Here is an 8592-nt window from a genome sequence, read left to right on the forward strand (position 1 = left end):
GTCTGACAGGTTCGCTTACGCTGATCGCTTCGTTGGGGGCTGCTTCCGGCGACGGCGGGGGCTGGCCTCCGGCGGCGGCTTCCCGCCACCGGAGCTTCTTCCACCCATGGTCCCTGCGGGCGATCAGCGCATCAGTTCGAAGAGGCGGTCCGGGCAGGTCCGGTCCGTTTGATCCATGAAGGTGTTGGCGATCATGGTGACCAGGTTGATGGCGCCTTGGTAGCCCACGATGGGGCTGCGGTGCAGGTTGACGCGGTCCATGATCGGGAAGCCGATGCGAACCAGGGGGATGTTGGCGTCTTTGGCGTCAAACTTGCCGTGGGAGTCGCCGATCAGCATGTCGACGGGTTCTGTCATCAACAGCGAGCGCAGGTGCCAGAGGTCGCGGCCGATGTGGACGCCGCAGTCCTTGCCGAAGGGGCTGGCATCGAGCACCGCTTGGATGTCCTTGCGGAATTGCTCGCTGCCGTTGGTACAGACGATGTGCGCGGGGATGCCGCCCATTTCGAGCAGGAAGCCGGTGAGGCCGAGGAGCAGGTCGGGGTCGCCGAACATGGCGAAGCGTTTGCCATGGATGTACTGGTGGGCGTCGGTGGCCGAGTCGACGGCGCGGCCGCGTTCTTTTTCCAGTTCCGCCGGGATCGGCTTGCCGGTCATCTCATGGAGGGCCATAAGGAACTTATCGGTGTTGCCGATTCCGATGGGCATGGTGACCACTTCGGTGTTGATCTTCTGGACGTTTTTGACGAACTTGAAGCTGCCGACGGTGGAGTAGCGCTGCATGAAGATGAAGCCGGAAGCGTTCAGGGCGTCAGCCAGTTCGGACATGGGCGTGCCGCCGGGGTAGATCTGGTACTCGCCGGTGTGGGGCGAATCCATGGCTTCGCTCGCGTCGGGCAGCATCGTCATGGGGATGCCCATGGATGACACGAGGCGCTTGTATTCGCGCAGGTTGCCGGGGTAGGCGTCAAAGCCGGGCACGACGTAGAGGCGGCCGTTGGTCCACCGGCCATGGCGCGGGTCGGCCAGGGACTGGAGCAGGGCTTTGAACATGTTGTCCCAACCGGTGATGTGGGAGCCCACGAAGGAGGGCGTCTGGGCATAGGCGATGGGGAAATCCTGGGGCACGGAGCCGGCGTTGCGGGCGTTGGTGATAAAGGCGTTCAGGTCGTCGCCGATAACCTCGGCCATGCAGGAGGTGAAGACGGCGATCATCTGGGGTTTGTAGATCTGGTAGGCGTTTTTCAGGCCTTCGATCAGGTTGGCTTGACCGCCGAAGACGGCCGAGTCTTCTGTCATCGAGTCGGAGACGGTGGGCACCGGTTCGCGCAGGTGACGGTTCAAGGTGTTGCGGAAGTAGGCGGCGCAGCCTTGGGAACCGTGGACGAAGGGGAGGCAGCCGTCGATGCCGAGGGCGCAAAGGAGGGCGCCAAGGGGCTGGCAGGCTTTGGAGGGGTTGATGGCCAAGGCTTTGCGGGAAAAGTTCTTCTCTTTGTACTCCACGGAATTCAGCCATTCGGCCACTTCTTCTTTGGGTTGCGTGCAGGCGCAGGTGTTCTCACTCATTTGCGCACCTCCTTCGCGTCTTTTTGCCAGGGCGCCTTCGCCAGTCCCCAGGTGGGGCTGCTCAGGGCGATGTCCATGTCTCGGGCGAAGATGGGGAAGCCGTCATAGGCGTGGTAGGGGCCGGAGTAATCCCAGGAGTGCATCTGGCGGAAGGGATAGCCCATCTTTTCAAAGACGTACTTTTCTTTGATGCCGGAACCGATCAGGTCGGGCCGCATGCGGTTGACAAACTCTTCGAACTCGTAGGCGGTGACATCGTCATAGATGACGGTGTTGTCGCCCATCATCGGGAAGGTGCGGTCATAGTCGTCCTTGTGGGCGAACTCGTAACCGGTGCCGACGACTTCCATGCCCAGGTCTTCATAGGCGCCGATGACGTGGCGGGGACGGAGGCCGCCGACATAGAGCATGACCTTCTTGCCTTCCAGGCGCGGGCGGTATTTTTCGATGGTGGCCTGCATGAGCGGGTCGTACTTGGCGATGACCGCTTCCGCTTTCTCCTGGATGGTCTCATCGAAGAAGGCGGCGATTTTGCGAATCGATTCTTTGATCTTGGTGGGGCCGAAGAAGTTGAACTCCAGCCAGGGGATCCCGTACTCCTCTTCCATGTGCTTGCAGATGTAGTTCATGCTGCGGTAGCAGTGGATGAGGTTCAGCTTCACCTGGTGAGCCGTTTGCAGCATCTCGATGGTGGAGTCGCCGGTCCAGGTGTTGCGGACTTTGAGGCCCATCTCTTCAAGGATCTTGATGGAGGCCCAGGCGTCGCCGCCGATGTTGTAGTCACCGATGAGGGAGACATCATAGGGGCCGGGATCGGGACGCTCCTTTTTGGCCAGCAAATGGTCGCGCACGGCGTCGTTGGCGATGTGGTGACCGAGGGATTGGCTGATGCCGCGGAAGCCTTCGCAGCGCACCGGAACGATGGGGATGCCCAGTTCCTTGCTCATGCGCTTGGAGACGCTCTCGATATCGTCACCGATAAGGCCGACGGGACACTCGGACATGACGGAGATGCCTTTGACGGTCGGGAAAAGCTCCTTGACTTCCCGGCAGAGTTGTTCGAGTTTCTTGTCGCCGCCGTAGACGATGTCGCCTTCGCTGAAGTCGGAGGTGAATTGGAAGGGGACGAAGTTATCGACGCCCAGGGTGCCTTCCGCCAGGTTCCGGCGGTTGCCCCAGGAGTAGTAGCCGCAGCCAACGGGTCCGTGGGAGATGTGGACCATATCTTTCACCGGTCCGAAGACGACGCCTTTGGCGCCGGCGTAGGCGCAACCGCGTGCCGTCATCAGGCCGGGGACTGTCTTCGAGTTCGAGCGAATCGAGCAGGAGGCGCAGCCCTCTTCCTTGACGGTGATGTGCTTGGCGCGCATCTTTTGCGCCTTATCGGGATACGCCGCGAGGACCTCATCGACCATCTCGCGAGTGGCGCACCCTTTCTGGTCTTGCTGTTCAGCCATGAAGCTACACCTCTTTCCTTTCAAAAGTGGGGATGGTACCCCTCGCTTTAGCCGAGTTTGGCGGCCGCCGTTTCTTCGTCTTCCAGGATGCCGTATTGGATGAGCAGCTCTTCCAGTTCGTCCATGGTAAGCGGCGTGGGGATGACGAGTTTTTTATTTTCATCGATCTTTTTGGCCAGGGTGCGGTATTCGTCGGCCTGCGGATGATCGGGGGAGTACTCGATGACGGTCATCCGGCGCAGCTCAGCCCGTTGGACTTGGTTGTCGCGGGGCAGGAAGTGGATCATCTGAGTGTTGAGGCGCCGAGCCAGTTCGTCGATCAGTTCATACTCCTTGTCGGTCTTGCGGCTGTTGCAGATCAGGCCACCCAGACGGACTTTACCGGCGGAAGCGTACTTGAGGATGCCGCGGGCGATGTTGTTGGCGGCGTACATGGCCATCATCTCGCCGGAGGTGACGATGTAGATCTCTTGGGCTTTATTTTCGCGGATCGGCATCGCGAAACCGCCGCAGACGACGTCGCCGAGAACGTCATAGAACACATAGTCCAGGTCAGGCGTGTAGGCGCCGTTTTCTTCGAGGAAGTTGATGGCGGTGATGACGCCGCGGCCCGCGCAGCCGACGCCAGGTTCGGGACCGCCCGATTCGGCGCAGCGGATGTCGGCAAAACCGGTGAGGAGGACGTCTTCCAGTTCCAGGTCTTCCACGGTGCCCTTTTCACGAGCCAGATCCATGACCGTGGCCTGGGCTTTGGAGTGCAGAATCAGACGGGTCGAGTCGGCTTTGGGGTCACAGCCGACGATCATGACTTTCTTCCCCATCTCCGCCAAAGCGGAAACGGTGTTCTGGGTGGTGGTGGACTTGCCGATGCCACCTTTTCCGTAAATGGCGATCTGCCGCATGGGAACTCCTCCTTCAGTCTTCCGTGAATGGTATTAGATGACGGCCTCGGAACCACGCTCTTGGGTCCGCACGCGGACGACTTCCTCCAGGGGACAGACGAAGATTTTTCCGTCGCCGATGTGGCCGGTCTTGTTGGCTGCCATGATGGCGTCAACGGCCGCAGGCACCTGATCGTCCTGGACGATGATGGTCAGCATGCGTTTGGGAATCCATTTGATCTCCGGCTCCATGCTTTGCAGGGCCGTGGAGGTGAATTGGTTCAGTTCCGGGTCGACCTCGGCGGCCCAACCGCCAATGCCCTTTTGTTTGCCCCGGCCTTCGACGCTCTGGATGGTGAGCGCCGGGAAACCGGCCTCTTCCAGGGCCTTTTTTGTAGCCGGCACTTGGTGGCGCCGGATGAAGGCGACGATTTCCTTCATAAATTACAACCCCCTTGCCCCCGTACGTACGGTGTAGGCTTCTTCCACCGGGGTGACAAAGATTTTGCCATCCCCCATGGAACCGGTTTTGCCGGCTTCAATGACAATGTCGACGGCTTTTTCGACACATTCGTCTTCGACGACCATCAGGATCATCGTTTTGGGGAATTCGTCATAGACGACATCGCCGATGCGCATCCCTTTGGTTTTGCCGCGACCGAAGACATGCATCTTGGTGAGGGAGGTCAGGTTCTCCTGGGCCAGGGCCTCCGCGATGACTTCGGCTTTTTCCGGCCGGATGATGGCACGGATCATTTTCATGGAATCAACGCCTCCTCTTTCGTTTTGGGGGTAGTGACGGGTTGGGGAACCGGTCAGGGAAACCGAGGGCATCACCTCCTTACGTGGTCGGGAAAAAACTCCCTTCGGAGAAACAGAAAGAGCCCTTGGTTTTGTTGACCAAAGGCTCTCTTATCCGCTGAACACACTCCAGCCCCGCATAAGGGTTGGCGCCCATTTTCCTGATGAAGTTGTGCAACCGCTGCTCTACTGTTCTCTGACTGCTCTCAGGCTCTACTCGTGCCGCTCACTCCGCTAAAGGACCCGCTGAGATTTGGTCTATCTGATTTGATCATCCTGGTTGATTGGAAAAGAGGAACGATGTTATCGAGACTAACGCCCTAGAGGTGCATGTAGCCCAACCCCACCCGGCTGTGTTCTGTCAGGGGATGGACGGAGGATTTTCCGAAGATGCCGACAGCCACCCATTTGCTGTCGGTGATGACGCTAATTTTGAGGGCCAAGCTGGCGTTGGTTGCCGTTTCGAGAAAAATCCCTTTCGTAGCGTCCACGGTGGCATGCAGCACCGCGTGGACGGACTCGGGTTTGCTTTCAATCACTTTGGCGTTGATGGCAGCGGCGATGACGGAGTTCGTCAGTTTGCCGGTGCTCTGCAAGGCGCTGACAGTGCCCCCCACTTCGGTGACGACGCAGGTCAGTCCCATCTCTTCTCCATAGTACTGGCGAAGCCGGTATTCTTTTTCTCTCGTCTCACTCATGGCAAGCATCATGGCGGCGCGCTCTAAAGAGGGTTTGCCCTCCTGGGCAGGTGCCTTCATCTCTTACGTCCCCCTTTTCGCGTTCTTACAAAGACAAGGAAAAATAAAAACGCCATTTTGAAGTGCTCACTTCAAAATGGCGTCGATGCCACTGTGTCGGGGAAACCATTGATTTGATGGTATAAACATACCCTTGTTTTCGTTTCCTGTCATCCGGTAAAAACAAGCAAAAATCGCTGATAAATACATATTTACTGCGATTATCCCTCAATATCTCTCCATATCGCAGGTTTTCATTTGCCTGTATGATTCTGGTCTCCCACTATTTTTTAGGTCAGGCGGAATCTGACTGACCCTGCCAGACATTTGGCTTAAGGCCGAATTACGGTAGCCGTCACGTCGATCCCCGCTGTCTCCAGCGCAGTCCGCACCGCCTTGGCCACGGCGGCGGCGTCCGGGTTATCGCCATGCAGGCAGAGCGTGTCCGCCTTCACTTGGATCCAATCTCCCTGAATGGATCGCACGCGGCCGGTTCGGGCCATTTCCACCGCTTGGGCGCTCGCCCTTGCCGGATCGGTGATCACCGCGCCGGGCTCGCTGCGGGGCGCCAAGACGCCGTCCGCTCGATAAGCCCGGTCGGCAAAGGCCTCCTGGGCCACCGTCAGGCCGAGTCCTTTGGCCGCTTCGATCAGGCGGGAGTCCGCTAGACCGTAGAGGATGAGCGCCGGATCGACCCGCTGCACTGCCAGGGCCACGGCCGTTGCCACATCGCTATCGACGGCAGCCATGTTGTAGAGGGCGCCATGAGGCTTGACATGGCGCAATCGGCCGCCAGCCGCCCGCACAAAGGCTTGCAGCGCCCCGATCTGATAGATCATCAGGTGGGTCACTTCCGACGGCTTCAGGCGCATCTCCCGCCGGCCAAACCCGGCCAGGTCGGGAAAGCCGGGATGGGCGCCGATGGCCACGCCGGCCCGAAGGGCCATCGCCACCGTTGCCGCCATCACGTCCGGATCGCCGCCATGAAAGCCGCAGGCGATATTGACCGATGAAGCGACGGCGATCATCTCGGCGTCACAGCCGATCCGATACGCGCCGTAGCTTTCACCGATGTCACAATTGAGATCGATCTGCATGGATCAAGACACCTCCACCGGCGCCGGTCGCCCGGCTATGTCGGGCAAACGAAGGATCTCGGCCTGCTGGCGCAAGGCCGCCCGCGCCTCGTTGAGGGTTGCCGGAACGAAGCGGACACGGTGTCCGGCCTGCGCCTGCGCCAGGAGGGGGATATCGGCCGTGATGACGGTAGCGATTTTGGGGTAACCGCCAGTGGTCTGCCGGTCAGCCATCAGGACGATGGGCTGACCGTCCGGGGGGACCTGCACGGACCCTACGGCGGTGGCGTCGGAGATCATCTCTTGTTTGAGCGACGATTGAACCGGCGGCCCCTCCAACCGGTAGCCCATGCGATCAGACAGCCGGGAGACACGATAATCGGCCGAATAAAACCGTTTCTGCGCCGCAACGGAGAAGGCGTCGGCCTGCGGCCCCGCGATGGCCCGGACAGTCACATCGGAGCTGTAACGGGGAATCCATTCCACCGGCAACACCCGATGGCCGATCTGGCGAAAGCCCTTCCCCTGACGGCGTTTTAGGATGTCGCCCGCCTTGAGCGCCCGCCCCTGGTAGCCGCCGATCTGGCCTCTCAGGTAGGTGGAGCGACTGCCCAAAACCGGTTCGATGTCCCAACCGCCGTCGACGGCCAGGTAAGCCCGACAGCCACAGCGCGGCGCGCCGAAGGTCAGCAGGCTGCCGGCTTCGACAAGGACATTTTCCCACAGGGGCAGCGGATTTCCGTCCAACGCCGGTGACAAGTCGCCGCCAGTCACGGCGATGACGGCTGTCGACAAGAAGCGCAGCTGCGGCCCCACCAGCGTGATCTCCAGTGCAGCGTCGACGAGGTTATTGCCGGCCAGCAGGTTGGCTGCTTGCAATGAAAAGATGTCCATCGCGCCGGCAACGGGCATCCCCAAGGCCTGATGCCCATAGCGCCCCATATCTTGAACGGTAGTTAGTAAACCGCCTTTGATGACCTTCACTGTCACTGCTGCTCGTCCCCTCCACCGGCGCCAGTCGCCAGCCTGATTTGCTTTTTTGACTCCATATGTGGTAGGTGGTGAGATCGATGGGACGGAAGCGAACCCGATCACCGGGACGCATGAGCGCCGGCGGTTCCCACCGCGGATCATAGAGGGTGACCGGCGTCCGGCCGATGATCTGCCAGCCGCCCGGCGCCTCAATGGGATAGATGCCGGTTTGCTCGCCAGCGATGCCGATCGAACCGGCTGGCACGGCCTTTCTTGGCTTGGCGTGACGGGGCGCGGCGATCCGGGCAGGCACTTTCCCCAGATAACAAAAGCCGGGCACAAAGCCGAGCATGTACAGGTGATAGGTCTTGCCGGCGTGAAGAGCGATCACCTCGTCGGGCTTCATACCGCTCCGCAACGCCAACGGCGCCAAGTCAGGCCCCCATTCGCCGCCATAGAGCACCGGCACCTCCCATGTCAGGGACAGGGTATGGCGCCCTTCCTTCAGCAGCGACAGCTCAGCCCAGAGGTAACATTCCACATCATGGGCGTCGATTTGCAAGGGATCGTAATAAACGGCCAAGGCGCAGTAGGTCGGAACGATCTCCCGCAACCACCTTTGCTGTCCCTGTGCCAGTGTCGCCGCCAGGGCATGGACCTTGCCGTTGATCTCGGGGGAAATCTCCTGATCAAACTGGACGAGCCAACAACTGTCGCCCATCGGCAACAGCCGGACCTTGTGTTCCTTTGTGCAATTCTCCATTGACCTTCGCTCAACCCCATGTTGTCAGTTTGTTACTGTAATTACAAATATACTATTCTCGCAGAAATTGTATCGAAAAATCTATGGGAAGGAAACGATTTTTTCTATGTGATCGCTTCCCTCCCGTTTCCCTTTCATTTCCGAGAAAACAACTCTCGCTAGAATGACTGTTGTCACCCGACGATGGTTCCCCTCTGACATGCCGTAATCATCTTGACAGTGCGCTCTCAGGATTCCGTTGGACAGTGGAATGGAAAAACAAAAAAGCACTGCCAAACTGGCAATGCTTTTTCTCGCTCCATCAAAACTGAACAGAGGGGGATTCGTAAAGCAGCAATT

General features: G+C 59.4%; 10 protein-coding genes. All 10 read right to left on the reverse strand.

The window, feature by feature from the left end:
* Positions 1-123: 123 nt before the first annotated feature.
* Positions 124-1566, reverse strand: coding sequence for a nitrogenase molybdenum-iron protein subunit beta (gene nifK, locus GTO89_RS16255; RefSeq protein ID WP_161263155.1), 1443 nt, complete (start codon positions 1564-1566; stop codon positions 124-126).
* Positions 1563-3023: a nitrogenase molybdenum-iron protein alpha chain gene (nifD, locus tag GTO89_RS16260; protein ID WP_161263156.1), complete on the reverse strand. Its 1461-nt coding sequence runs from the start codon at positions 3021-3023 to the stop codon at positions 1563-1565. Before nifD ends, nifK begins: the two co-directional genes overlap by 4 nt.
* A 47-nt stretch (positions 3024-3070) precedes the next feature.
* Entirely contained in the window at positions 3071-3925 is an 855-nt protein-coding gene (gene nifH, locus GTO89_RS16265; RefSeq protein ID WP_161263157.1) for a nitrogenase iron protein, read from the reverse strand.
* Positions 3926-3958: 33 nt separating this feature from the next.
* Positions 3959-4345 carry a P-II family nitrogen regulator gene (locus GTO89_RS16270; RefSeq protein WP_161263158.1) on the reverse strand — a complete coding sequence of 129 codons (387 nt, stop codon included), beginning with the start codon at positions 4343-4345 and terminating at the stop codon, positions 3959-3961.
* A gap of 3 nt (positions 4346-4348) precedes the next feature.
* The gene (locus GTO89_RS16275) at positions 4349-4666 is read right to left on the reverse strand and encodes a P-II family nitrogen regulator (protein ID WP_161263159.1); all 318 of its coding nucleotides are present in this window, start codon (positions 4664-4666) and stop codon (positions 4349-4351) included.
* A 359-nt stretch (positions 4667-5025) separates the two neighbouring features.
* Positions 5026-5463, reverse strand: a complete 438-nt coding sequence (locus GTO89_RS16280) for a HutP family protein (protein ID WP_161263160.1) — start codon at positions 5461-5463, stop codon at positions 5026-5028.
* A 311-nt stretch (positions 5464-5774) separates the two neighbouring features.
* Entirely contained in the window at positions 5775-6539 is a 765-nt protein-coding gene (locus GTO89_RS16285) for a LamB/YcsF family protein (RefSeq protein ID WP_161263161.1), read from the reverse strand.
* Between the two features lie 3 nt (positions 6540-6542).
* Entirely contained in the window at positions 6543-7460 is a 918-nt protein-coding gene (locus GTO89_RS16290) for a 5-oxoprolinase subunit C family protein (protein WP_235920540.1), read from the reverse strand.
* Positions 7366-8253, reverse strand: a complete 888-nt coding sequence (pxpB, locus tag GTO89_RS17550; RefSeq protein WP_235920538.1) for a 5-oxoprolinase subunit PxpB — start codon at positions 8251-8253, stop codon at positions 7366-7368. Before pxpB ends, GTO89_RS16290 begins: the two co-directional genes overlap by 95 nt.
* Before the next feature lie 81 nt (positions 8254-8334).
* Positions 8335-8592, reverse strand: a 258-nt coding sequence (locus tag GTO89_RS17195) for a hypothetical protein (protein ID WP_207708937.1), incomplete at its 5' end; no start/stop codon positions are given.

It is taken from the genome of Heliomicrobium gestii, assembly GCF_009877435.1.
Taxonomy (GTDB): domain Bacteria; phylum Bacillota; class Desulfitobacteriia; order Heliobacteriales; family Heliobacteriaceae; genus Heliomicrobium; species Heliomicrobium gestii.